The sequence below is a fragment of the Roseateles sp. genome (genome assembly GCF_965229315.1).
Lineage (GTDB): Bacteria > Pseudomonadota > Gammaproteobacteria > Burkholderiales > Burkholderiaceae_C > Pelomonas.
Genome location: NZ_CBDDJA010000002.1, coordinates 1628034 through 1648789 on the forward strand (window position 1 = coordinate 1628034; position 20756 = coordinate 1648789).

Consider the following 20756-nt stretch of genomic DNA (forward strand, 5'->3'; position numbering starts at 1 on the left):
CGGGTTCATTGTCCCCGCTGCGTCATTGGCCCCAGACCTCCGCGGGGCTGGCAACCCAGCGCCATTCGCCCGGCTTGAGCTCGGCGGGCAGCGTCAGTGCACCGAACTGCGGCCGGTGCAGGGCTTCGACCCGGTTGCCCACGGCGGCCACCATGCGTTTGACCTGGTGGTACCTGCCCTCCAGCAGCGTGAGGCGCAGCAGCGTCTCGTCGACGATTTCGGCACCGTATGCCCGCGTCATTTCAGGCGGGCGCTGGAACTTGGCTGGCGGCTTGGTCTCCGGCTCGCGAAGTTCGACGCCCGCCAGCAATTGCCCGACCATCTCGGCCGTCAGCGGATGCTTGCAACGCGCCTCGTAGACCTTGGGCACATGGTGCTTGGGCGAGGTCAGCTTGTGGATCAGCGCGCCGTCGTCGGTCAGCAGCAGCAGGCCGGTGGTGTCTTCGTCCAGCCGGCCGATGGGCTGCACGCCCCGTTCGCGCAGCGGCGCGGGCAGCAGGCTCAGCACGCTGGGGTGGTGCTTGGGCTTTTGCGAGCACTCGTAGCCTGCCGGCTTGTTCAGCAGGACCAGCGCCTTGTCGACGACAGGCCACTCGCGGCCATCGACGGTGAAGCGCAGGCCCTCCGTCTCGAACAGCGTGTCCGGCTCCTCGACGACCTGCCCGTTGACCGTGACCTCACCGTGCCACACCAGCCCCGCGCACAGGCGACGCGTGCCAAAGCCCTGGCTGAACAGGATCTGCGAGAGCTTCTGCTTCACTTGGCCAGGGACTTCATCGGCTGGATGTCGCCGCAGTCGGCCCCGAGCCAGCGGCCTTCACCGCTGACCTTGGTCGTTTCCGTCTTGCCCTGGCGCTGGTGGCGGATGGTGACGTCGTTGCTGAACGCGTCGTTGCCGCGCAGCGTGACCGTCGCATCGCCTTCGGACGCCGGGTCGGTGCAGACGAAATGCGTCTGGATGACGCTGCCGCTGCGCTTGACGTCCTGGGTGCAGTTGCCGTGCTGCGCGACGGGCGCCATGTTGCGCTCGGCCTGTTCCTTGGTGATGCAGGCCTTGATCGTGATCGAGCCGCCCGCCATGTTCACGTTGACGCCCTTCTGGGCCATCATCTGCTCGATCATGGCGCGTCGCTCGGGCGGCATGCTTTCCATGGCCTTCTGCGCTTGTGCCATCTGGGCCTGGCGGGCGGGATCGAGCTGGGGCGTCTGTTTGAACTCCCACAGTCCGGGCTTCATGGTCTGGGCGTGGGCAGCGCCAGCGGCGAGGCCGGCGAGCAGCAGAGCGGCGGTGAACTTCATCGGGCGACCTCCGGGGTCAGGCAAACACCCCCGCAGTGTCCTGCATCCTGGCGCTGACCTCGCCGAGGTGGTGCATCGTGTCGCCCCATTGCATCTCCATGACGGTCAGCCGTTTGAAGTAGTGGCTGCCGGCGTACTCGTCCGTGACGCCGATGCCGCCGTGCAGTTGCGTGCACTGCTGGCCGACGAAGCGCATGGCGTTGCCGAGTTGCACCTTGGCCTGCGACACCGCGCGGCGACGCACGGCGGGCGTGTCGGCCAGGCGCAGCGTGGCGAAGTAACTCATCGAGCGGGCCAGTTCGAGCTGCATCTTCACGTCGGCGATGCGGTGGCGCAGCGCCTGGAACGTGGAGATGGCGACGCCGAACTGCTTGCGCGTGTTCATGTATTCGACGGTCAGCGCCAAGTATTTCTCCATGACACCCACGGCTTCGGCCGCCTGCGCGGCGATGCCGATGTCCGCGGCCAGTTCCAGCAGCGCCAGCCCCTGGTCGGGGCCGGCGATGAGCTGGCCGGGCGTGCCGTCGAAGTGCACTTCGGCGGCGCGTGAGCCGTCGTGCAGCGAATAGGCCCGCGTGTGCACGCCGGCTGCGCTGCGCTCGACGAGGTAGAGGGCAATCCCATCCGCCGCGTCGTCCGCACCGGCCACGCGGGCGGGCACGATGAAGGCGTCTGCGATGTCCCCGACCGGCACGAGGCTCTTCACGCCGGTCAGCTTGCCGTCCACGGCACGCGTCGTCACACGGTTGAGGCGGTAGCGCGACTTGGCTTCCTGGTGAGCCAGCACGACCAGCGCTTCGCCACCCGCGATGCGCGGCAACCAGGCCGATTGCAATTCGTCTGACGCGTGGCCCAGCAGCGCCGGTGCGATCAGCGCAGCCTGGGCCACGGGCTCCAGCACCAGGCCACGGCCGAGTTCTTCCATGACCACCATGGCTTCCACGGCGCCGAAACCCAGGCCGCCATGAGCCTCGGGCACGGCCAGCGCCGTGAGGCCCAGGCCCGCCAGGCCGTCCCAGGCACTGCGGTCGAAACCGCCAGCGCGCTCGATCCGCGTGCGGCGCTCGAAGCCGTAGTCCTTGTCGACGAAGCGGCGCACGGCGTCGCGCAGGGCTTGCTGGTCTTCAGTGAAATCGAAATCCATCTTGTCTGTCTCCTCGCCGCTTCAGCCCAGCACCGTCTGCGCGACGATGTTGCGTTGCACTTCGTTGGACCCGCCGTAGATCGTCGTCTTGCGCACGTTCAGGTAGGAGCCGGTGACCGGAATCGCGTAGTCCGCGCCGCCCATCCAGGCGCCACCCAGCCACTGGTCCCCCTGCCAGCCGGCCTCCATGGCCTCGTGCACATGAGGCAGTGCCAGCGGGCCACCGGCCAGCATCATCAGCTCGGTGTAGCGCTGCTGCAGTTCGCTGCCGCGGATCTTCAGGAGGCCTGCGACGTCCAGCGGCTGCTTGCCGGTGCGTTCACCGGACAGCACGCGCAGCACCATCATCTCCAGCGCGACGACATCCACCTCGCACAGCGCGATCTGGTCGCGGAAGCGCTGGTCGTCCATGAGGCCTTCGGCCTTGGCGATGCGCTTGAGGCGCTCCAGCTCGCGCTTGGCACGGTTCACATCGGCGATGTTGGTGCGTTCGTGCGACAGCAGGTGCTTGGCGTAGGTCCAGCCCTTGTTCTCCTCGCCGATGAGGTTCTCGGCCGGCACCTCGACGTTGTCGAACCAGACCTCGTTCACCTCGTGTTCGCCGTCCAGCATGATGATGGGCTTGACGCTGACGCCGGGCGACTTCATGTCGATCAAGAGGAAGGAAATGCCGGTCTGCGGCTTGCCTTCGCTGGAGGTGCGCACCAGACAGAAGATCCAGTCGCCGTACTGGCCCAGCGTCGTCCAGGTCTTCTGGCCGTTGACGATGTATTTGTCGCCCTTGCGTTCGGCGCGGCACTTCAGCGAGGCCAGGTCGGAGCCCGAGCCGGGTTCGCTGTAGCCCTGGCTCCACCAGACCTCGCCGCTCATGATGCCGGGCAGGAAGCGCTGCTGCTGCTCCGGCGTGCCGAAGGCCATGATGACCGGCGCCACCATGACGGGACCGAAGGGCACGATGCGTGGCGCGCAGGCGAGGGCGCATTCCTCTTCGAACAGGTGGCGCTGCACCGCGTTCCAGCCCGGGCCGCCGAACTGCTTGGGCCAGGCCCAGCCATGCCAGCCCTTGGCGCCGAGGATCTTGGCCCAGCGTTGCAGGTCGTCCTTGTGCAGGCGCTGCGCATGGCGCACCTTGTGGGCGATGTCGGCGGGCAGGTTGGCGCGCACCCATTCGCGCACCTCGGTGCGGAAGGCCAGCTCCGCATCGGTGAAATTGAGGTCCATGTCTCGCTGTGTGCTGATTGGAATGCCAGGCGTTTTAGCACGGTCGTTCGCTTCTTGGCTGTCCGGCCAGAGACAGGCAAACAGGCCGCGGCGCCAAAAAACAAAAGGCGCCCATTGGGCGCCTTCAGACGGCATCAGATGACCCGCGACGAAGCTACTCAGGCAACCTTGGCCTTGCGACGGCGCAGGCCAAACATGCCCAGCAATGCAACGCTGGTCAGTGCCAACGAGGCCGGTTCCGGCACGCCAGCGCGGCCCACGTCGCAGGTGCCGCTGGAGGTGACGTTGCCCGAGCACTTCGTGCCTTGCACGCCAAGCAGCTTGAAGTAGTCGTTGCCGTTGTCAACGTTGGCCGCGCCACTGACACCTGCCAAGCCTGAGTTGTAGGCCGTGATCAGCCACCAGCTCGACGTCTTGCCCGCCGCATTGATGACGTTCTTGTCATAGGTCGGCGCCGCGTCGGTGCGGGCATCGCCGAGGACGCTCACGAGCTCCCAGCCCGACATCGTGCCGGCAGCCGTGCCTGTCAGCGTAGGCGCCGCCGTGCCTGTCCAGCGATACACCGCCAGATCGACCGTCACGGTGGCTGCGGCCGTGTCAGCCTTGTAGCAGCTCGAGTCGGTTGAAACTACGCAATTGCTCGTGGTGCCGTTGGACGTGAAGCCCAGGCCGATGCTGGTCAGCGTCACCTTGGAGCTGCCGAAGTTCAACAACACGCCTTCCGTGTTCTGGCTGTTGTCCACCGCATGGTAGGGCGAACCATTGTCCGAACCGGTGTACATGCCGATGCCGTAGGCGCCGTTGCTCGTCACGCCGTAGCTGGAGTTTGCGTTGCCGGACGTGCCGACATTGCCGGCAGAAGAGGCCCAGTTGCCGGAGGCCACGCCGGTGCTGGCGTTGTTGGCGACGTAGAAACCGGTCAGCGACACCGTGGGGTCGCCAGCGGTGGAGCCGTTGTAGGTGTACGTGCTGCTGTTGCCGGTCGAATCGAAGGTCCACGCTGCTTGAGCGCTCGTCGTCGCCAGCGCGGCGGCGGCACCCAGGGCCATCAAGCTCCAGCGGACATTGCGAATGTTCATTGTTGTTCCTCGATTTACACGCCAACAGGGCGTCAAGTATTTGCAAATCGTTGAGCAAGCTTTATGCCAATTGGCGAAAAACCTTGCAATTCAATGACTTGGCAAATGTTGCTTCTATCCGTCCGATAAATTGTAAGAAACCCTGACAGCGTGCCAAGGGGTGTCGCCCCCTCAGTTAAGGGTGGAAAGGAGCTGCTTGGCTTCGCCGGCCGTGGCAAATGTCGCGTTGGCGCGTAGCGCGGCGTTCAGTTCGTCCTTGGCTTCGCCCTTGCGGCCGGCTGCGGCGAGCACCGCCGCGAGGTGATAGCGGACATCCGGGTTGTCCGGTGCCCGCAGCCGTGCCTCACGCATCAACTGCAGAGCGCGGTCGGTCTTGCCTGCACGATGGTTGGCCCATCCCGCCGTGTCCAGCAGCGTCGGGTTGCTGTTGTCGGCCTTGAGGCCGCGCTCAGCCACCTCGACGGCGGCCGGATCCTTGAGCTCGATCAGCACGTTGGCGAGGTTGTTGAGCACGCCCGCGTCGGACGGCGCGGTCTTCAGGATGGCTTCATATTGCTTGCGCGCGGCCGCGTAGTCTTTCGAGCGCACGTGCAGTTCGGCGAGGGCATTGCGCACGCCGTTGTCTGCCGGGTTCTTCCTGAGCCAGGTGTCCGCCAGTTCGACAGCCCGCTTCTGCTCGCCCTGGACGGCCAGCGTACGCACCAGCCGCGTCAACGTCAGGGAAGACTTTTCAATGTCGTAGGCCTTGCGCAGTGCGTCCAAGGCGACGGCGTGTTGGCCGCGGCGCATGGCGACCTCGGCCAGCAGGTTGTAGCCCAGCGCTGACTTGGGCGCCGCTTCGATGATCTGCCGCGCCCGTTGCTCGGCTTGTGCGTGGTTGCCCTGGGCGAGTTCGACGCTCGACAGCATGGCGATGGCCGCAGGATCGTTGGGCGTGCCGCTGAGCGCCTTCTCCAGCGTGTAGGCCGCCCCCTTCAGGTCCTGGGCAGATACCTGCTGGCGTGCGACCTCGACAAGGCGCGGCGTGTCGAAGGCGGCACGCCGTGCGGCATTGGTCAGCGTGGCGCGGGCGCCGGCAGCGTCGCCGTTGGCCAACTGGGCCGCCGCATAGGCCTGCAGGGCTTCAACATCTTCGGGGAGTTTGGCCAGCAGCACCTTGGCCGCATCCACGGCCGCCGCAGGTGAGCCTTTGCGCAGATGCCAGGCGACGAGCGCGAAGTTGGCCCGCGTCTCGCGAGGTCCGCTGGCGGAAACCGTGCTGTCCAGCCACTTCAGCGCCTCGTCGTTCTTGCCCCAGAGCTCGTTGAGCAGGGCGAGCTCGAACAGGATGTCAGGGTTGCGCTCGTCTTCCTTGAGCGCGGCCCTCAGGCGCTTGTCGGCGGCCGCGAAATTCCCGGTGACGGTGTCGATGCGCGCGAGGCCGACCTTGGCTTCGGTCTGGCGAGGAGCGAGTCGAAGCACCTTCTCGTAACCCGCCCGCCCGCCGGCATAGTCGCGTGCCTGGGTTTTGGCATAGGCCTGCACCATCAGCACGGTGGCGTTGCTCGGGTTGGCCCGAGCCAGCGTTTCGGCAACGTCCAAAGCCTTGGCGGTCTGCTTGTCGCGCAGATAGATGGTGACGAGGGCGAGGCCGGCATAGGTCTGCTTCGGGTCCGCCTTGTACGCCCTGGACAGCTGGTCTTCCGCCATGGAGGCCTGTCCCGACTGCAGCAACGACAGCCCGAGCGCCGTGCGGTACTCCGCCGAGTCCTTGGCCTTCAAGGCATCCTGCATCAATTGCACGGCGCGCGCATGACGGCCTTGCCTCATATGGGCCGAGGCCAGCATCAGCAGGGCCTGACCGTCGCCCGGGCGGGCCTTCACGTAGCCTTCCAGCAGTTCGATGGCCCGGCTCACATTGGGTTCCGCCAGCGCAATCTGGGCCAGCAGCTTGACCAAGGGGCTGCCCGGCTGCTGGCGCGCGGCCAGTTCGAGGTAGGGCTTGGATTTCTCCAGTTCGCCGAGGCCGTAGTGAGCCAGGCCATTGAGCATCAGGAACTGCGTGCGGTAGCGGATGTACTCGATGGGGACGGGATCCAGCAAATCGGTGATCTGCTTCAGGGCGGTCTTGGCGCCCGCAGTGTCCTTGGCGCGCTCCGACAGCAGCGATCGCAGGTAGGCGCCGCGGGGGTCCTTGGGCTTGATCTGCTGCAACTCGTTGATGGCCGCCAGCGCGTCTGCATCCCGGTTCAAGTCGACGAGCAGGCCGGCACGTGCCAGATGCGATTCGGCGTGCCTGGGGTCTGCCTTGAGTGCCCGTTCGTAGCCGGTGAGGGCCTGGGCGACCTGTCCGCTGGCGTGGTAGACCGATGCTTTCTGATAGAGCGCCTCGGCATTGTCGGGAGCGAGCTTGACGGCCTGATCGGCGGCCGCCATGGCCTCGGTGAACTGGTTGGCGCGAACGCGCAGCGGGACCTCTGCGAGCCAACTGCCGGCATCGGCCGGATTGAGGGTGCGGGCGGCTTGCACCGAGGCCATCGCCGCCTTGCCGTCACCGATGTCCGATTGGGCCGATGCACGTTCCAGGATCAACTGCTGCTGGATGCCCGGCGGCAGGCCGGCGGGCTGCAGGCGCGGGTCGTCCAGCATTTGCGGTTGCTTGCCTTGGGCACTGAAAGCCGCGGCGAGCGGCACGGCCACCTCCGCGCGGTTGACGCCCAGGCGAATGGCCTCGCCGAACTCGAACTCCGCGGCCGCCGGCTCGCTGTTGGCCAACAAGGCCTTGCCCAGCAGCACGTGAACCGGCAACTGGCTCTTGTCCGCCTGCAGTGCGTTCTTCAGCTGGATGATGGCGCCGGGAATGTCCCGGTTCTCGTAGCGCTTGAGCGCGTCCTCGTAGAACTTGGCGGCCTTCGCCGAATCCTGCGCAAAGCCTGCGACACAGGCGCAACTCAGCAGGGCGGCAAGCAGGACGGGGCGCAGGGCGATACGGAATGTCATCAAGAGCGAGCCAGCGGAAAGGACGCCAATTCTTGCAGACAGGGCGCTCGTTCCCCGCGTGCGAACTGCGCATCAGTGGCGCAATTCGAGCGTCATCTGGTCGGTATCGCGCTTCATCAGGAAGCGGTTCAGGAAGCTGTTGCCCAGCAGCACATGGCTCATGGGGCCGGGGATGACGATGGCCTCCACGTCGCGGATCTCGACCTCGCCGATGCGCAGGCTGGCCAGTTCGATCACGTAGGCCGGCACGACGCCGTTGGCCGTCTGCGTGACGATGCGCTTGCCGTAGAGGTAGCGCAGGCCGAGCTTCTCGGCATCGACCTGGCTGATGGAGACGCTGGTCGCACCGGTGTCCACGAGCAGACTGGCCGGCTGGCCGTTGATCATGCCGATGGTCGTGAAATGCCCGCCCGGCCCGATGGGCAGCACGATCTGGCGCGGCGGCAGCTTGGCGGCGTTGCTGACGATGCGGCCGGGCTGCGCGCCCAGGGTCAGCGTCTGCCGGCGCCCACCGAACTCGACGACGGCGCGGCCATCCTCCAGCGCGATGAGGCGCACGCCCTTGGCGGTGGCGCCGATCTCGACGGTGCGCGGTTCGCCGTCGATGAGCAGCAGCGCGGCCTTGCTGCCCAGCGTCCCGTTGAGCTGGACCTGGGCGGGCGGCGCGGGCTGGGCCAGCGCCGCCGTGCCGGCAGCCAGGAGCGGCAGCAGCCAGTGGCGCATGCTCAATCGCGGAAGTTGTTGTAGGTCAGCGGCGTGTCGCTGAAGCTCTTCTTCAGGTGGGCAATCGCCGTCTGCAGGTCGTCGCGGTTCTTGCCCGTCACGCGCACCGCGTCGCCCTGGATGCTGGCCTGCACCTTGAGCTTGCTCTCCTTGAGCGAGTTGACGATCTTCTTGGCCAGCGTCGCCTCGATGCCTTCCTTGATCTTGTAGACCTGGCGCACCTTGTCGCCACCGAGCTTCTCGATCTTGTCGACCTTGTCGAGGAAGCTGATGACGACGTCCTGCTTGGTCAGCTTGCCGTAGAGCACGGCCTCGATCTGTTCGAGCTGGAAGTCGCTGTCGCCGGTGGCGTGGATTTCCTTGTCCTTGAGCTCGACCTTGGCGCCCGTGCCCTTGAAGTCGAAGCGGGTGCCGATCTCCTTGATGCTGTTGTCCACGCCGTTGCGGATCTTGACGTGGTCGGGTTCGAGAACGGTGTCGAAGCTGGGCATATGCGGTCCGGGAGAGGTGTCTGCGAAAATTTTGCTGCCTGCGCGCCGCGCAAGGCGTCCAAAAGTGTCCCATGCCTGCCACGCTCCCGACCCCCTCGAACGAAGTTTGCGGTCTCCACATCGAGACCGACGTCAATCTCAAGCCCTACAACACCTTCGCGCTCCCGGCGGTCGCGCGCCGCCTGGTGCGCATCCGCGAGGCGGCCGATGTGCGCCGGGTCGTGGACCATGCCGAGCTGGGCCGGGCGCCCAAGTTCGTGCTGGGCGGCGGCAGCAACCTGGTGTTGACCCGCGATGTCGAGGCCGTCGTGCTGAAGGTGGAAATCCCCGGCATGCGGCTGCTGGAGGAGCGGGCCGACGCCTGGATCGTCGAGGCCGGCGCCGGCGTCGTCTGGCATGAACTGGTGAGCTGGGCGCTGGACCATGGCTATCCGGGCCTCGAGAACATGGCGCTGATCCCCGGCACCGTGGGGGCGGCGCCCGTGCAGAACATCGGCGCCTACGGCATCGAGGTGAAGGACCGGCTGGAGGCGGTGGAGGTGATGGACCTCGTCACCGGCCGGCCGGCGCTGCTGCCCGCCGAAGTCTGCAGGTTCGGCTACCGCGACAGCGTGTTCAAGCAGAGCGACTTCGGCGGCCTGGCGGGCAAGAGCGTGATCACCCGCGTCCGCTTCCGGCTGCCCAAGCCGTGGCAGCCGGTGCTGGGCTACCTGGAACTGGAGCGCAAGAGGGCCGAGACGGGCATCACGGCGCCAGACGCGCGGCAGATCTTCGACTGGATCGTCGCGGTGCGCCGCGCCAAGCTGCCCGACCCGGCCGTCATCGGCAACGCGGGCAGCTTCTTCAAGAACCCGGTCGTCACGGCCGAGCAGTGCCGCGACATCATCGGCCGCGACCCCGGCATCGTTCACTATCCCATGCCTGATGGAAGCGTGAAGCTGGCGGCCGGGTGGATGATCGACGCCTGCGGCTGGAAGGGGAAGACGGTGGGTGGAGCGGCGGTCTACGAGAAGCAGGCCCTGGTGCTGGTCAACAAGGCGGACGCGCGCGGCGCCGAGGTCGTCACGCTGGCGCGGGCCATCCAGGAGAGCGTCTACGGGCGTTTCGGCATCCGGCTGGAACCGGAACCGGTGGTGGTGTGATGCTGACCCGGCGCGCGCTGCTGGCCCTGCTCGGTTCGACCGGGCTGCCGGCTGCGGCGCTGGAGCCGCTGCTGGCGCGCCATGCGCCGGCCGGCCTTGACCCGACGCCTTATCTGGTCAGCGAGAAGCTGGACGGCGTGCGGGCCTTGTGGGACGGGCAGGTGCTGCGGTTTCGCAGCGGGCGCGCGGTGGCGGCACCGGCCTGGTTCCTGGCCGCGTTGCCCGCGGTGCCGCTGGATGGCGAGCTGTGGCTGTCCCGGCGCAGCTTTGATGCGTTGTCGGCCACCGTGCGGCGGGCTGAGCCCGTCGACGCCGAGTGGCGCCGCGTGCGCTATTGCGTGTTCGAGCTGCCGTCAAGCGAGGGCCCGTTCGAGCAGCGCGCCGCGAAGCTGCAGGCGCTGGCAGGCCCTGTCGTCATGCCGGTCGAGCAGTGGCGGCTGGCGTCTCATGCCGCGCTGCGCGACAAGCTCAAGGCCGTCGTCGCAGCCGGCGGCGAGGGCCTGATGCTGCACCGCGCCGACGCGCCGATTGCGTCAGGCCGCAGCGACCTGTTGCTCAAGCTCAAGCCGCTGGCCGATGCCGAAGCCCTCGTCATCGGCCACGAGCCCGGCAAGGGGCGCCTTGCTGGGCAGATGGGTGCATTGCACCTGCAGACGCCGGACGGCGTGCGCTTCAAGCTGGGCACGGGCTTCAGCGACGCCCAGCGGCGCGATCCACCGCCTGTCGGCGCCACCGTGACCTACCGCTACCGCGACATCACACCTGGCGGCAAGCCGCGTTTTGCGAGCTTCGTGCGGGTGGCCGAGGACTTCTGACCACCCGGCCCTGCGGCGCTCAAAGCCAGCTCAACAGTCGCCGAACCCACTGGGGCAGCGGGCGGCCGGGGATGTAGTTCTGGCGGTAGGGGCTGTGCATGTCAGGTTCCTCAGATTGAATACTGTGAATTTATACAGTATTCAATCTGTCCTGGCCAGCGACCTCGGGAAAGTGCTTATTCGAGCCGCGGCAGTCCGCCGCCTGCAAGCAGACCCACGTCGGTGTAGACGCCCAGCTTGGCGCGCGTGTCGCTGATGTCCAGATTGCGCATCGTCAACTGGCCGATGCGGTCGGCCGGGCTGAAGGCGCCTTCCACCTTCTCCATGCTCAGGCGTTCGGGCGCGTAGGTCAGGTTGGGGCTGCGGGTATCCAGCAGCGAGTAGTCATTGCCGCGGCGCAGCTCGATGGCGACCTCGCCGGTGATCGCCCGCGCCACCCAGCGCTGCGCGGTCTCGCGCAGCATGATGGCCTGCGGGTCGAACCAGCGGCCCTGGTACAGCAGGCGGCCGAGCTTGCGGCCGTTGCTGCGGTACAGCTCGATGGTGTCCTCGTTGTGGATACCGGTGACCAGGCGCTCGTAGGCGATGTGCAGCAGTGCCAGGCCCGGGGCCTCGTAGATGCCGCGGCTCTTGGCCTCGATGATGCGGTTCTCGATCTGGTCGCTCATGCCCAGGCCGTGGCGGCCGCCGATGACGTTGGCCTCGGCCAGCAGGGCCACCGGGTCGCGGTACTCGACGCCGTTCAGCGCGACCGGCATGCCTTCCTCGAAGCGCACCGTGACGGCTTCGGTCTTGACGGCCACGTCATCGCGCCAGAACGCCACGCCCATGATGGGGTTGACGATCTTGATGCCGCTGTTCAGGTGCTCCAGGTCCTTGGCCTCGTGCGTGGCGCCCAGCATGTTGGAGTCGGTGGAGTACGCCTTCTCCGCGCTCATCTTGTAGGCGAAGCCCTTTTCGGTCATGAAGGCCGACATCTCGGCGCGGCCGCCCAGCTCGTCGATGAAGGTCTGGTCCAGCCAGGGCTTGTAGATGCGCAGCGACGGGTTGGTCAGCAGGCCGTAGCGGTAGAAGCGCTCGATGTCGTTGCCCTTGTAGGTCGAGCCATCGCCCCAGATGTTGACGCCATCGGCCTGCATCGCGGCGACCAGCATCGTGCCGGTCACGGCGCGGCCGATGGGCGTGGTGTTGAAGTAGGTCACGCCCGCCGTGCTGATGTGGAAGGCGCCGGCCTGCAGCGCGGCGATGCCCTCATGAACGAGCTGCGCGCGGCAGTCCACGAGGACGGCTTTCTCGGCCCCGTACAGCATGGCCTTGCGCGGGATCTCGTCGTAGTCCGGCTCGTCGGGCTGGCCCAGGTTGGCCGTGTAGGCGTAGGGCAGGGCACCCTTCAACTTCATCCAGTGCAGCGCGGCCGAGGTGTCGAGGCCGCCGGAGAAGGCGATGCCGACCTTTTGGCCGACGGGGACGGATTGCAGGATCGTGGACATGCTGGTGTGGGCTCTTGACTTAGGCGACGAGGTTCTGCCACTCGGGGTGGCGCTGGATGTAGAGGTGAACGTAGCTGCAGGCAGGCACGACCTTCAGGCCCTGGTCGCGGGCCCAGGCGAGGCCGGCCTCGACGAGCCGGGCGGCCAGGCCCTGGCCTTGAAACGCGTCCGGCACGCCGGTGTGCGTGAAGACGACGCGGCCACCGCTCAGCTCGTAGTCGAGCACGCTGATGGGCGTCGTCGCGAGCGTGAAGCGCCGGGCCTGGCTGTCGTGCTCGGGGGTCATGCGGTGGCCACTTTCAAGGCGACCGGTTGGATCTCGACCGACGCGTTGGCGGTCGACACGTAGATGCTGCCGTCCTGGATGCTGACCTGCAGCTGCATGCTGCGCTCGGCCAGTGCCGCCAAGGCCTGCGACTGCTCGGCCGGAATCTGCCAGACCGCCAGGCGCGGCGCGCGTGTCAGCTTGGTCTCGATGCCGCTCCACCACACTGGCGTGCTGGATGCGAAGCTGTAGACGCTGACGCGGCGCGCGCGGCCGTGGGCCTTCATCAGGCGGCGCTCGTCGGGCTGGCCGAGGTCGATCCAGTGCTGCACCTCGCCGGTCAGGTCGAGCTGCCAGAGGTCGGGCTCGTCCACGTCGGACAGGCCCTTGGTGAACTCGAGCCGGCCGTTGAGGTCGTCGGCCGTCACGTTCAGCGCGTAGGCCAGCACGCGGATCATCATGCGTTCGTCGGTCTCGCTCGGGTGGCGGGCAATCGTGAGCGCATGGTCGCCGTACACATGGCGGTCCATGTCGGCGATCTGGAGCTGGGCTTTGTGGATGGTGGCTTTGAGCGCCATGCAGGGGAGTGCCTGTAACGAAGAGCAGCCTTGGATTATCGCGGCGAAGGCTCGTGGCATCATTGCCGACTTCCGTTTTGAACCTTCGCAACCCTTGTTGCGCGCCAGACATGAAACGCATCCTTCTCCCGCTGACCCTGGTCCTCGCCGTCGCCGCCCAGGCGCAAGTCACGACCAACCCCAAGGCCAAGGTCGACCCGAAGAACAACAAGGTGTCCAACCCGGTCGTCGAGAAGCCCAAGCCCAAGCTGATGACGCGCGACGAACTGCGCGCCTGTCTCGACCTGCAGGAGGCCAACACCAAGGAAGCCGAGGCGATCAAAGTCGAGCAGGCTGCCTACAAGGCCAACGCCGAGAAACTCAAGACTGAGAAGCCAGCGCTGGAGGCAGGCGAAGTCGAGTTGGGCAAGCAGGTCGATTCGATCAAGGCCGAGAAGGAGTCCATCCTGAAGGATCACGAAGCATTGACCGCTGAGGCGCCCAAACTGAGCAAGGCTGACCTGAAGGCTCGCAACGAGGCCTATACGGCCCGCGCTGAGGCCTTTGGCACGAAGGTCGACGCGCTCAAGGCCGCCGACGTCGAACAAGGTGCCAAGCGCAAGGCGTTCTCGGAGAACATCGACGCGCTGGACGCTCAGTTCAAGGGCATTGAAGAGCGCATGGAGAAGCACTATGACGCCACGGACAAGTGGAAGGCCCAGTGCACCAACAAGTCGTACGACGAGAACGACGAGAAGGCCATCCGCAAGGAAAAGGCCGCCGCAGCTGGCAAGTGATCGGCCGCCCCCTTTGAACCCGCGACGGGCCGCCTCCGGCAGGAAGCGGCCCTTTTTGTTTGCCAGGACTTCCTCATGAGCAACCCCTTGCTTCAGGACTGGGACGGCCCGCACGGCCTGCCGCCTTTTGCTGCCGTCAGCCCCGCGCACTTCCAGCCCGCCTTCGAGGCGGCGCTGGCGCAGCACCGCGCCGAGGTGGACGCCATCGCCGCGCAGGCCGAGGCGCCCAGCTTTGCCAACACCATCGCGGCGTTCGACGCCAGCGGCCGCCAGTTGACGAAGCTGGAACACCTGTTCTACACGGTCGCCGCTTCGGCCACGTCGCCTGAGCTGCAGGCCGTGCAGCGGGCGATGGCCGCGCCGCTGGCCGAGCACGGCAGCGCCGTCTACATGCACCAGGGGCTGTTCGGCCGTGTCGAGGCCTTGTTCGAGCAGCGCGAGCAACTGGGCTTGGGCGCTGAGCCCCTTCGCCTGCTGGAGCGCATGCACCTGGACTTCGTGCGCGCCGGCGCGCGGTTGGCGCCCCAGGCGCGGGAGCGTTACGCCGCCGTCATGGCGCGGCTGGCAGAGCTGAACACGCGCTTTGCCCAGAACGTGCTGGCCGCGGAAAACGGTTACCAGCTACGACTCAGCACCGACGCCGAACTGGCCGGGCTTCCCGCCTTCGTGCGTGCCGCCGCGCGCCAGGCCGCCATCGACCGGGGCCTCGATGAAGGCGTCCACGTCATCACGCTGTCGCGCTCGCTGATCGTGCCCTTCCTGTCCTTCAGCGCCCGCCGCGACCTGCGCGAGCAGGCCTGGCGCGCCTGGGTCGGCCGCGGCGATGGTCAAGGGGACGACGGCGGCGCGACCGACAACCGCAGCATCTGCCGTGAGATCCTCGAACTGCGCGCCGAAGCCGCGCGGCTGCACGGCCACGCCTGCTACGCCGATTTCGCGCTGGAGGACACCATGGCACGCAGCCAGGGCGCCGTCATGGACCTGCTGGAGCGCGTCTGGCACCCGGCGCTGGCCGCACAGGCGCGCGAGCGCGAGGCCGTGCTGGGCGCGATGGCTGCTGCGGGCGCCACCCATGCGCTGGAGCCCTGGGACTGGCGCTTCTACGCCGAGCACGCCCGGCGTGCCCGCTTCGAGCTGGACGAAGCCGAGGTCAAGCCCTACTTCTCGCTGGACCGCATGGTGGCGGCGATGTTCGACTGCGCCAGCCGCCTGTTCGGCCTGCAGTTCAAGGCGCGACCCGACATCGCCGGCTACCACCCCGACGTGCGTGCGTACGACGTCTTCGATGCCGACGGTCGCCTGAGCGGCCTGTTCCTGCAGGACAACTTCGCGCGGCCCGCCAAGCGCAGCGGCGCCTGGATGAACGCGCTGCGCAACCAGAGCCGCGCGCTGGGCGCCACGCCCATCATCCTGAACAACAACAACTTCGCCCGTGGCCAAGAACGCCCCCACGGCCGGGCGGTGCCCGGCCTGCCCCCCGAGGGGGACCAGGCAACTTGGGGCGGCCCGGCGTTGCCTGAGGCCGGCGAGCCCACGCTGCTGAGCTTCGACGACGTGCGCACGCTGTTCCACGAGTTCGGCCACGGCCTGCACGGGCTGCTCTCCAACGTGGAGCACGAGCGACTGGCCGGCACGCAGGTGCTGCGCGATTTCGTGGAGTTGCCGTCGCAGCTGTACGAGCACTGGATGGCCGAGCCCGAGGTGCTGAAGACCTTCGCCCGCCACTGGCAGACCGATGAACCGCTGCCCGACGCGCTGCTGGCCAAGCTGCAGGCCGCGCGCCAGTTTGGCCAGGGCTACGAGACGCTGCGCTACACGGCCAGCGCGCTGGTCGACATGGCGGCGCACGCGTTGCCCACGGCACCGGCCGACGTCGTCGCCTTCGAGCGCGACACGATGGCGCAGTGGCGCCTGCCGCACGAGGTGGGCATGAACCACCGTCTGACGCATTTCCAGCATCTGTTCAGCAGCGCCGGCTATGCCGCAGGCTATTACGTCTACCTGTGGGCGGAGGTGCTGGACTGCGACGCGTTCGACGCCTTCGTCGAGGCGGGCGACCCCTTCGACCCGGCCGTCGCCGCGCGGCTGCGCGAATGCATCCTGTCGGCCGGCAACAGCCGCGAGCCGGGCGAGGCCTTCCGCGCCTTCCGCGGCCGCGACCCGGTCGTGGAGCCGATGCTGAAGGACCGCGGGCTGCTGACCACCTAGGCCTCAGGCCGGCGCCACAGCCAGATCGCGACGCCGGCCATCACGGCCGGCACGCCGATCTTGACGGCCATGGGAGCGGGCGACAGCGCCAGCATCACGGCGCTGCCGGTCATCATGACCGTGGCCAGCCATTTGGCCCGGCGCGGCACCGCGCCGCGCTCGCGCCAGCGGCGGATGCCGGGGCCGAGGTGCGCGTGGTTCAGCAGCCAGTGCTCCAGCGCCGGCCAGCCCTTGCCGCCGGCCCATGCGGCCAGGATCAGGAAGGGCACGGTGGGCAGCACCGGCAGCACCGCACCCAGCGCGGCCAGCACCAGCGCCAGCACCGCCAACGCACGCCACGCCAGCCGGGCGGCCTGTCTCACGGGCTACTTCAACCCGCCGCTGAGGAACTGCTGCAGCCGCTCGCATTGCGGGCGCAGCAGCATCTCCTTCGGATTGCCTTCTTCCTCGACCTTGCCCTGGTGCAGGAACAGGCAGTGGTTGGACACCTCGCGCGCAAAGCCCATCTCGTGCGTGACGACCACCATCGTGCGGCCCTCGGCCGCCAGATCGCGCATCACCTTCAGCACCTCGCCCACCAGCTCCGGGTCCAGCGCTGAGGTGGGCTCGTCGAACAGCATGACCTCCGGGTCCACCGCCAGCGCGCGGGCGATGGCCACGCGCTGCTGCTCGCCGCCCGACAGCTGCGCCGGGTAGACATGCGCGCGGTGAGACACGCCGACGCGCGCCAGCAGGGCCTGCGCGCGCTCGACAGCCTCCGCCCTGGGCTTGCGCAGCACGTGGATGGGCGCCTCGATGACGTTCTGCAGCACCGTCATGTGGGCCCAGAGGTTGAAGTTCTGGAACACCATCGCCAGCCGCGCGCGCCAGCGCTGGAGCTGCGGCGCATCGGCGGCCTTCAGGCTGCCGTCGCGGTCGCGCACGAGCTTGAGCGCTTCGCCGCCCAGGCTCAGCGCGCCCTCGTTCGGCTGCTCCAGCAGGTTCAGGCAGCGCAGGAAGGTGCTTTTGCCCGAGCCCGACGAGCCGATCAGCGTGACCACGTCGCCGCGGCTGGCGGCAAGCGAGACGCCCTTGAGCACCTCGCGCTCGCCGAAGCGCTTGTGGATGTTGGCGGCCTGCAGCTGGAAGTCGCTCATCGGGCGCCCAGCAGTTTGCCCGTTCGCAGCGCTTCGCGGCCGGCGACCTTGGCCACGCGCATGCCCGCGTTGGCGAAGCGCAGGAAGTCGCGCGCGAAGAACAGGCCGTCCACGGGGCTTGTCAGCTCGGTGACCTGCGCCGTGATGGGGTCGATGACATGGGCCAGCACGTCGCCCGTCTTCACGTCGGCGCCGACGTCCTTCAGGAAGGTCAGCACGCCGGCCACGGGCGACTTGATCGGCATGCTGCCGGCCAGCGGGCGGGCATCGCCGACCGCCTCGGGCACGGCCGGCCTGTCGCCGCCAATGAGGCCGCGCCAGCGCAGGAAGTCGACGATGTGCTTGGCGTCGGCCGCGGCCAGCTCGTGCGACACGTCGGTCGCGCCGCGCAGCTCGACCGTGACCGACAGGCAGGCCTGCGGGATGGGGAATCGTGCGCCCTGGCCGTTGAAATGCCGGTCCCACTTCCACCAGACCTGCGAGCAGGCCTCGTCGAAGGGGTTGTCGCCCGAGTCCTGGGCCAGCAGCGTCAGCCGCGCGCCGAGGAAGCGCGCCAGCGGGTCGCAATCGGGCCAGCAGGGTGTCTCGGTGTAGAGATGCATGACCGCCTGCGCGTCGCAGTGCAGGTCCAGCACGATGTCCGCGTCGCAGGACAGGCCCATCAGCGTGCGGCGCTGCGACTGCAGCTCGGTGTCGACCGGTGCGGCCAGCACGGCGGCCTTCAGCGCGCGGCGCAGCGTGGTGACGTTGGCGGTGGCGTCGGCGCCCAGTTGCGGCTCGACCGCGGCGGCCACGGCGGCGATCTGGTCGGGGTAGTGGCGGTTGAAGTTCTCGCCCGTCATCAGCTCGAAGCGGCCGAGGTGGGCGTGCAGCACGAACTGGCTCAGGCCGATGGGGTTGGCCATGGGCACCAGCACGACCTCGCCGGTGATCTGGCCGGCCGCCTCCAGCGCGTCCAGTTGCAGGCGCAGGTGGTGGGCGACCAGCATGCCGGGCAGTTCGTCGCCGTGCAGCGAGGCCTGAATGTAGGCCTTGGGGCCGCCTGGCTGGCCGTAGTGCAGCGACACCAGCTCGCGCTGGGTGCCCGGGGCGGGGGAGAGCAGGGGGTGGTGGACAACTTGCATGGGTGGGCGTCTAGCGGCTCATCATCGGCTTGAGCCAGCGGTGCTCGGCCCAGCGGAACAGGCCCACGAGGGCCAGCGTCAGCACGAGGTAGAACGCGCCGGCCGTGAGGAAGGCCTCGAAGGGAAGGTAGTACTTGGCGTAGACCTGCTGGGCCGCGCCGGTCACGTCCAGCAGCGTCACCGTGCTGGCCAGCGACGTGCCGTGCAGCATGAAGATGGCCTCGTTGCCGTAGGCCGGCAGCGCGCGGCGCAGCGCGGCGGGCAGCACGATGCGGCGCAGCATCAGGCTGCGGCTCATGCCCAGCGCCTTGGCCGCCTCGATTTCGCCGGCCGGCAGCGCGCGGATGCTGCCGGCGATGATCTCGGTCGTGTAGGCGGCCGTGTTCAACGTGAAGGTCAGCCAGGCGCAGAACGTGGCCGACGACAGCCAGGGCCAGGCCCAGCTGTCACGCACGGCGTCGAACTGCGCGGCGCCGTAATAGATGAGGAACAGCTGCACCAGCATCGGCGTGCCGCGGAAGACGTAGGTGTAGACCCAGACCAGCCGCGACGGCCAGCCCAGCAGCACCGTGCGCACCACCGCCAGCGGCACGGCCAGCACCAGCCCGCCGGCCAGCGACAGCAGCAGCAGTTGCAGCGACATGACCAGCCCGGTCAGGTACAGCGGCAGGTTCTCGGCGACGGCGTCGAAGTTCACAGCTTGCCCGCCCGCGTGCCGATGGCCAGCCGGCGCTGCGCCCACGCAAAGAACAGCTCCGACACGCTGGTGAAAACGAGGTAGATCAGGCCCACGGCGAGGAAGAAGGTGAAGGGCTCGCGCGTGGTGCCGGCCGCCTGCTTGCCGCGCGTCATCAGGTCCGACAGGCCGATGACCGAGACGATGGCCGTGCTCTTGACCAGCACCAGCCAGTTGTTGGAGATGCCCGGCAGCGCGTGGCGCAGCATCTGCGGCAGCGTGATGCGCCACAACACCTGGCGCGGGCTCATGCCGAAGGCCAGGCCCGCCTCGCGCTGGCCCGGCGGCACGGCCAGGAAGGCGCCGCGAAAGGCCTCGGTCAGGTAGGCGCCGAAGATGAAGCCGATGGTCAGCACGCCGGCGACGAAGGGGTCGATGTCGATGTAGTCCTCGTACCCCAGCATGGGTGCGACCGAGTTGACGGCGAGCTGCCCGCCGTAGAAGACGAGCAGCATCAGCACCAGGTCGGGCACGCCGCGGATCAGCGTCGTGTACGTGCCGGCCACGCCGCGCGCCAGGCGCGAGCGCGACAGCTTGGCCAGCGCGCCCAGCAGGCCCAGCACGGCGGCGATGGCGAGCGACGACAGCGCCACGGCCAGCGTCACGGCTGAGCCCTGCAGCAGGCTGGGGAGGAATCCGTGCAACATGGGGTGTGCCGGTCAGCGCAGGCGGCGGGCGCCGTGGTCGTGGGCGCGAAAGGCTCCCGCGCCCGGGGCAGTTCGTCGGCAGGTCACTGCTTGGTGCGCGGCGCGATGTCGTAGTCGAAGTACTTGTCGGCCAGCTTCTTGAACGTGCCGTTGGCCTGCACGGCGTCGATGGCGGCGTTGAACTTCTTGCCCAGCGTCGCCTCGTCCGCACGGCGCATGCCCACGCCGGTGCCGACACCGAAGATCTTGTCGTCCAGGATGGGGCCGCCCGCGAAGGCGAAGCCCTTGCCCTCGGGCTTCTTCAGGAAGCCGAAGTCCGCCGCGGGCGAATCCATCAGCGTGGCGTCGATGCGGCCGGACTTCAGGTCCAGGAACACCTGGTCCTGGCTGCTGTAGCGCACGATCTCGCTCTGCTTGAACGTGGCGGCGGCGTAGGTCTCGTGCGTCGTGCCGCGCTGCACGCCGATCTTCCTGCCCTTCAGGCCCGCGGCCGTGGGTTCCAGCTTGGCGCCGGCCTTGGCGACGAGGCGTGCCGGCGTGTTGTAGTAGGGCTTGGAGAAGGCCACGACCTTCTGCCGCTCCTCGGTGATGGAGACGCTGGCGAAGATGGCGTCCACCTTGCGTGACTGCAGCGCGGGGATCAGGCCGTCGAAGTCCTGCTGCACCAGCGTGCACTGCGCCTTCATCTCGGCGCAATAGGCCTGCACCAGCTCGATCTCGAAGCCCTTGAGCTTGCCGTCCGCACCGATCTCGGAGAAGGGCGGGTAGGCGCCTTCGACGCCGATGCGGATCTTCTTCCACTCGGGCGCCTGGGCCTGCGCGAGCGGCGCGACCATCGAGGCGGCCAGCAGGGCCAGCGCAAGCAGGGAGCGTCTTTTCATGTCGGAACTCTGTTGGAGAAGC

Annotated in this window: 21 protein-coding genes; 4 read left to right on the top strand and 17 right to left on the bottom strand. The window is 67.9% G+C overall.

Features of this window, described 5'->3' with window-relative positions; all coding sequences use genetic code 11:
• Positions 1-22 precede the first annotated feature (22 nt).
• The 8 genes from ACO07H_RS12255 to ACO07H_RS12290 form a co-directional block, all read right to left on the bottom strand.
• Complete coding sequence (locus tag ACO07H_RS12255) at positions 23-760, bottom strand: pseudouridine synthase (protein WP_422014469.1); 738 nt, start codon at positions 758-760, stop codon at positions 23-25.
• A complete protein-coding gene (locus ACO07H_RS12260) occupies positions 757-1299 on the bottom strand; it encodes a DUF3617 domain-containing protein (RefSeq protein ID WP_422014471.1) in 543 nt (180 codons plus the stop codon). Before ACO07H_RS12260 ends, ACO07H_RS12255 begins: the two co-directional genes overlap by 4 nt.
• Positions 1300-1315: 16 nt before the next feature.
• A complete protein-coding gene (locus tag ACO07H_RS12265; RefSeq protein ID WP_422014473.1) occupies positions 1316-2443 on the bottom strand; it encodes an acyl-CoA dehydrogenase family protein in 1128 nt (375 codons plus the stop codon).
• Positions 2444-2464: 21 nt separating this feature from the next.
• Positions 2465-3664, bottom strand: a complete 1200-nt coding sequence (locus ACO07H_RS12270) for an acyl-CoA dehydrogenase family protein (RefSeq protein ID WP_422014475.1) — start codon at positions 3662-3664, stop codon at positions 2465-2467.
• A 158-nt stretch (positions 3665-3822) separates the two neighbouring features.
• On the bottom strand, positions 3823-4779 hold the full coding sequence (locus ACO07H_RS12275; protein WP_422014477.1) for a PEP-CTERM sorting domain-containing protein: 957 nt from the start codon (positions 4777-4779) through the stop codon (positions 3823-3825).
• 135 nt (positions 4780-4914) lie between these two features.
• Positions 4915-7722, bottom strand: coding sequence for an XrtA/PEP-CTERM system TPR-repeat protein PrsT (prsT, locus tag ACO07H_RS12280; protein WP_422014479.1), 2808 nt, complete (start codon positions 7720-7722; stop codon positions 4915-4917).
• Between the two features lie 72 nt (positions 7723-7794).
• Positions 7795-8445 carry a retropepsin-like aspartic protease family protein gene (locus ACO07H_RS12285; RefSeq protein WP_422014481.1) on the bottom strand — a complete coding sequence of 217 codons (651 nt, stop codon included), beginning with the start codon at positions 8443-8445 and terminating at the stop codon, positions 7795-7797.
• Positions 8446-8447: 2 nt separating this feature from the next.
• Complete coding sequence (locus ACO07H_RS12290; protein ID WP_422014483.1) at positions 8448-8936, bottom strand: YajQ family cyclic di-GMP-binding protein; 489 nt, start codon at positions 8934-8936, stop codon at positions 8448-8450.
• Between the two features lie 71 nt (positions 8937-9007).
• Here ACO07H_RS12290 and murB point away from each other — a divergent pair, with 71 nt between their 5' ends.
• Entirely contained in the window at positions 9008-10078 is a 1071-nt protein-coding gene (gene murB, locus ACO07H_RS12295) for a UDP-N-acetylmuramate dehydrogenase (RefSeq protein ID WP_422014485.1), read from the top strand.
• Positions 10078-10893 carry a DNA ligase gene (locus ACO07H_RS12300; protein WP_422014487.1) on the top strand — a complete coding sequence of 272 codons (816 nt, stop codon included), beginning with the start codon at positions 10078-10080 and terminating at the stop codon, positions 10891-10893. The genes murB and ACO07H_RS12300 overlap by 1 nt, the downstream gene beginning before the upstream one ends.
• Positions 10894-11069: 176 nt before the next feature.
• Here the strand turns inward: ACO07H_RS12300 and argG are convergent, their stop codons facing one another.
• The 3 genes from argG to ACO07H_RS12315 are packed head-to-tail and all read right to left on the bottom strand — an operon-like array spanning position 11070 to position 13226.
• Positions 11070-12383 (bottom strand): argininosuccinate synthase, encoded by a 1314-nt coding sequence (gene argG, locus ACO07H_RS12305; RefSeq protein ID WP_422014489.1) that lies wholly within the window; start codon positions 12381-12383, stop codon positions 11070-11072.
• 19 nt (positions 12384-12402) lie between these two features.
• A complete protein-coding gene (locus ACO07H_RS12310) occupies positions 12403-12669 on the bottom strand; it encodes a GNAT family N-acetyltransferase (RefSeq protein ID WP_422014491.1) in 267 nt (88 codons plus the stop codon).
• Entirely contained in the window at positions 12666-13226 is a 561-nt protein-coding gene (locus tag ACO07H_RS12315; RefSeq protein WP_422014493.1) for a YaeQ family protein, read from the bottom strand. Before ACO07H_RS12315 ends, ACO07H_RS12310 begins: the two co-directional genes overlap by 4 nt.
• Before the next feature lie 110 nt (positions 13227-13336).
• Here ACO07H_RS12315 and ACO07H_RS12320 point away from each other — a divergent pair, with 110 nt between their 5' ends.
• Both ACO07H_RS12320 and ACO07H_RS12325 read left to right on the top strand, forming a co-directional pair.
• Positions 13337-14002 (top strand): hypothetical protein, encoded by a 666-nt coding sequence (locus tag ACO07H_RS12320; RefSeq protein ID WP_422014495.1) that lies wholly within the window; start codon positions 13337-13339, stop codon positions 14000-14002.
• 75 nt (positions 14003-14077) lie between these two features.
• Positions 14078-16210 carry a M3 family metallopeptidase gene (locus ACO07H_RS12325; protein WP_422014497.1) on the top strand — a complete coding sequence of 711 codons (2133 nt, stop codon included), beginning with the start codon at positions 14078-14080 and terminating at the stop codon, positions 16208-16210.
• Here ACO07H_RS12325 and ACO07H_RS12330 read toward each other — a convergent pair.
• From ACO07H_RS12330 to ACO07H_RS12355, 6 genes are all read right to left on the bottom strand, one after another.
• Positions 16207-16572 (bottom strand): YbaN family protein, encoded by a 366-nt coding sequence (locus ACO07H_RS12330; RefSeq protein ID WP_422014499.1) that lies wholly within the window; start codon positions 16570-16572, stop codon positions 16207-16209. The two genes, ACO07H_RS12325 and ACO07H_RS12330, sit on opposite strands and share 4 nt — an antisense overlap.
• Positions 16573-16575: 3 nt before the next feature.
• Positions 16576-17346 carry an ABC transporter ATP-binding protein gene (locus tag ACO07H_RS12335; RefSeq protein ID WP_422014501.1) on the bottom strand — a complete coding sequence of 257 codons (771 nt, stop codon included), beginning with the start codon at positions 17344-17346 and terminating at the stop codon, positions 16576-16578.
• Positions 17343-18470, bottom strand: a complete 1128-nt coding sequence (locus ACO07H_RS12340) for a succinylglutamate desuccinylase/aspartoacylase family protein (protein ID WP_422014503.1) — start codon at positions 18468-18470, stop codon at positions 17343-17345. Before ACO07H_RS12340 ends, ACO07H_RS12335 begins: the two co-directional genes overlap by 4 nt.
• A 10-nt stretch (positions 18471-18480) precedes the next feature.
• Entirely contained in the window at positions 18481-19167 is a 687-nt protein-coding gene (locus tag ACO07H_RS12345) for an ABC transporter permease (RefSeq protein WP_422014505.1), read from the bottom strand.
• Positions 19164-19853: an ABC transporter permease gene (locus tag ACO07H_RS12350; RefSeq protein WP_422014507.1), complete on the bottom strand. Its 690-nt coding sequence runs from the start codon at positions 19851-19853 to the stop codon at positions 19164-19166. The genes ACO07H_RS12345 and ACO07H_RS12350 overlap by 4 nt, the downstream gene beginning before the upstream one ends.
• Positions 19854-19936: 83 nt before the next feature.
• Entirely contained in the window at positions 19937-20734 is a 798-nt protein-coding gene (locus tag ACO07H_RS12355; protein WP_422014509.1) for an ABC transporter substrate-binding protein, read from the bottom strand.
• Positions 20735-20756 lie beyond the last annotated feature (22 nt).

Coding starts and splice junctions, on each gene's coding strand:
- argG (WP_422014489.1), bottom strand. CDS start 12,383: ATGTCCACGATCCTGCAATCCGTCCCCGTCGGCCAAAAGGTCGGCATC.
- ACO07H_RS12320 (WP_422014495.1), top strand. CDS start 13,337: ATGAAACGCATCCTTCTCCCGCTGACCCTGGTCCTCGCCGTCGCCGCC.
- ACO07H_RS12340 (WP_422014503.1), bottom strand. CDS start 18,470: ATGCAAGTTGTCCACCACCCCCTGCTCTCCCCCGCCCCGGGCACCCAG.
- ACO07H_RS12315 (WP_422014493.1), bottom strand. CDS start 13,226: ATGGCGCTCAAAGCCACCATCCACAAAGCCCAGCTCCAGATCGCCGAC.
- ACO07H_RS12310 (WP_422014491.1), bottom strand. CDS start 12,669: ATGACCCCCGAGCACGACAGCCAGGCCCGGCGCTTCACGCTCGCGACG.
- ACO07H_RS12300 (WP_422014487.1), top strand. CDS start 10,078: ATGCTGACCCGGCGCGCGCTGCTGGCCCTGCTCGGTTCGACCGGGCTG.
- ACO07H_RS12285 (WP_422014481.1), bottom strand. CDS start 8,445: ATGCGCCACTGGCTGCTGCCGCTCCTGGCTGCCGGCACGGCGGCGCTG.
- ACO07H_RS12260 (WP_422014471.1), bottom strand. CDS start 1,299: ATGAAGTTCACCGCCGCTCTGCTGCTCGCCGGCCTCGCCGCTGGCGCT.
- ACO07H_RS12290 (WP_422014483.1), bottom strand. CDS start 8,936: ATGCCCAGCTTCGACACCGTTCTCGAACCCGACCACGTCAAGATCCGC.
- ACO07H_RS12335 (WP_422014501.1), bottom strand. CDS start 17,346: ATGAGCGACTTCCAGCTGCAGGCCGCCAACATCCACAAGCGCTTCGGC.
- ACO07H_RS12265 (WP_422014473.1), bottom strand. CDS start 2,443: ATGGATTTCGATTTCACTGAAGACCAGCAAGCCCTGCGCGACGCCGTG.
- ACO07H_RS12350 (WP_422014507.1), bottom strand. CDS start 19,853: ATGTTGCACGGATTCCTCCCCAGCCTGCTGCAGGGCTCAGCCGTGACG.
- ACO07H_RS12325 (WP_422014497.1), top strand. CDS start 14,078: ATGAGCAACCCCTTGCTTCAGGACTGGGACGGCCCGCACGGCCTGCCG.
- ACO07H_RS12355 (WP_422014509.1), bottom strand. CDS start 20,734: ATGAAAAGACGCTCCCTGCTTGCGCTGGCCCTGCTGGCCGCCTCGATG.
- prsT (WP_422014479.1), bottom strand. CDS start 7,722: ATGACATTCCGTATCGCCCTGCGCCCCGTCCTGCTTGCCGCCCTGCTG.
- ACO07H_RS12270 (WP_422014475.1), bottom strand. CDS start 3,664: ATGGACCTCAATTTCACCGATGCGGAGCTGGCCTTCCGCACCGAGGTG.
- murB (WP_422014485.1), top strand. CDS start 9,008: ATGCCTGCCACGCTCCCGACCCCCTCGAACGAAGTTTGCGGTCTCCAC.